Origin of the sequence: Rubrivirga sp. (genome assembly GCF_049648075.1) — a bacterium.
Lineage (GTDB): Bacteria > Bacteroidota > Rhodothermia > Rhodothermales > Rubricoccaceae > Rubrivirga.
The window spans coordinates 1-2,546 of sequence record NZ_JBARYR010000708.1 but is presented as its reverse complement, the minus strand read 5'-3'; the positions used below and the strand labels follow the sequence as shown (position 1 = coordinate 2,546).

Annotated in this window: 2 protein-coding genes and 1 pseudogene; all 3 read right to left on the bottom strand. The window is 69.4% G+C overall.

The genetic code is table 11. The features are described from left to right. Positions 1–285, bottom strand: a pseudogene (locus WBA11_RS18710) (hypothetical protein); the annotation flags it as partial. A 4-nt stretch (positions 286–289) separates the two neighbouring features. After that, the gene (locus tag WBA11_RS18705) at positions 290–1,669 is read right to left on the bottom strand and encodes an NfeD family protein (protein WP_424522145.1); all 1,380 of its coding nucleotides are present in this window, start codon (positions 1,667–1,669) and stop codon (positions 290–292) included. A gap of 297 nt (positions 1,670–1,966) precedes the next feature. Further along, the coding region (locus tag WBA11_RS18700; RefSeq protein WP_424522144.1) for a L,D-transpeptidase family protein at positions 1,967–2,546 on the bottom strand (580 nt) is incomplete at its 5' end.

Genomic DNA, 2,546 nt, shown 5'->3' with positions numbered 1-2,546 from the left:
GTCCTCGACGGAGTCGCCGGCCGTCAGGCTCGTGGTCAGGACGAAGCGGTCCCAGGCGCCGGATTCCCACAGCACGTACGCCATGCCCCCCGCCGCCAAGATGGTCGCCGCGAGCGCGCCCATGCCGCCCACGATGCCGTACTCGACGAACGCGATCACGACGCCGGCCGCAGCCCCGACCGCGCCGACGACGCCGACGACGTTGAGGCCCGGCACGACGGTGACCTCGACGGCCACCAGCGCCAGACCGACCAGGATGAGGGCGATGGGGATCAGCAGTTCCACGGTGCTACGATACCTCGCGGACGACCACGACGGACCCACGCGACCGGACGACCTCGACGGAGGCACCGGAATCGACGAACGGACCTTCCGAGACGACATCGACGCGCTGGCCGTCCACGTCAGCGGTGCCCGACGGGCGCAGTGCCGTCAGAGCCGTCCCGACGCGGCCGACCAAGTCCTCCAGGGTATCGGACGATGTGAATCCAGCCGAGGCGGCCATGTCCGTCCCCAGCACCAGCTTGTTCAGGCGTTGAGATCGGGGGATCATTCGCCCGACCGACACCGCGAACAAGGCCAGCAAAACGAGGGCGGCGGCCAGGGTCGTCGTCGCACGCGTGATGTCGCCGTCGGTCGGGAATCGGAACCCGACGTTGGGGATGAGCGAGATCAGGAGGGCGCCGAGGGTGAGCACGATGCCGGATATGCCGAACACGCCGAAGCCAGGCGTCACGAACACCTCGACCAGTATGAGCGCGACGCCGACCACGAAGAGCGCGATCTCCCAGCTCTCGACCAGGCCCAACAGGTAGTGCGGCGCGAAGAACAGAGCCGCCCCGATGAGCGCGATCGCGCCCGCGAACCCGACGCCGGGCGTCTGGATCTCGAAGTAGAGCCCGCCCATCATCATCATGAGCAAGAGCGACGCCAAGACTGGCGAGCCAAGGAAGCGCAGGACCTGCTCCGCCCTCGAGGCCGCGTGCCGCTCCTGAGTCACGTCCTCGAGGCCGAGCGCGGCAACGGTGGCGTCGCCCGAGGCCAAGACGGCGTCGGCGATCCCCAGCTTGAGGGCCTCATCGGACGAGACCGTCAAGAGCTCGCCCTCGTCGACGACGCCCGGGACCGAGAGGGTCTCGTCCACCATCGCCTCGGCGATCTGGGGGTCGCGGCCGGTCGCCTCGGCGGTCGCGCGCATGATGCCGCGCATGTAGCTCTGGACCTTCTCCGACGCGTACGTCCCCGTCTGGTCGACGGCCGTCGCGGCGCCCATCGAGGCGCCCGGCACCATCACGATCCGGTCGTTGGCGTACGCGATCAGCGCGCCGGCCGACGCCGCGTTGCGGTCGATCACGGCGACGGTCGGGACGGTCGAGGACAGGATGGACTTGCGGATCGCGTCGGCGGCCTCGACCAGCCCTCCGAACGTGTCGATCGTGAACACGACGACCGACGCGTCGTCTTCGGCGGCGTCGGACAGGGCGCGCTCGACGTAGCTCGCGAGCGCGTTGTCGATCATGCCGTCGATGGTGACCCGGTAGACCGGGCCGTCGCCCACGTCCTCGAGGGCGAAGTCGGTGGGGACGTCGTCGACGGACTGGGCGGCGAGCGGCGACGCGAGGACCGAGAGCAACGCGACGAGCGCGCCGATGGATCGGAGGAGAGTCATGGGAACGAAGGCTTTTCGACAGGTACGACGCCGCCGGGGCCGGTGTTGCGCCCTCGAGGACGGTCAGGGAATGCGTGCGCCTCGAGGTCGGGGTTCGACCTCGAGGTCAACTCGCCGAGGACAGCTCGTGCGCTACGACCTGTCTCTCACGCCGGAGTCATCTTCGCCCATGTGGGGGTCCATGCGGTGACCCGCTCGCGGTCGACGTGCAGGCTCACCCTCGAGGTCGACTACGGTGATCCATCGAGGTCGCCGGTGGCGTGGGGCGCCCGACCTCGAGGACGTCAACCCGACACGCTACGGCTCGATCACGACCGGCGTCCCGACCTCGACGTACTCCCACAGCTCGTCCATGTGGACGTTGCGCAAGGCGATGCAACCGCGCGTCCACGCCGTCTGCCGGCCGGAGCCCTGGCCATGAATCTCGATCAGGCCGCCCATGCGCGTGCCCATCGGCGGCTCGAGGCCCTCGAGGTCGGCGCGGACGATGGCGTCGTACTCGCGCTGGCCGATGATGCCGGCCTCGAGTCCGCGCGCGGCGTGGACCGGTCCGGGGTAGCTGAGCACGAACGCCCGGTAGTACTCCGAGTTGGGGTTGAGCCGCGTCACGAAAAACGTGCCCTCGGGGACACGGTAGTGGTCGGTCTCACCCAGGTCCGAGCGGCGGACTTTGTCCTCGGGGCTGATGGAGACGTCGGAGGGCAACGTGCGCAAGAGCTCGGCGCCGCGGTAGACGAAGGTCATCCGCTCGCTCTTGTCGACCCGGATCCAGATGTTGGACAGCGCCTCATCGCGGACGTAGCCGCGGGCGGTACCGGCCTGGACCAAACGCCACCCGATCGTGGTGTCGGCGGGGGCCGTACCGGCCGAGCGGGCC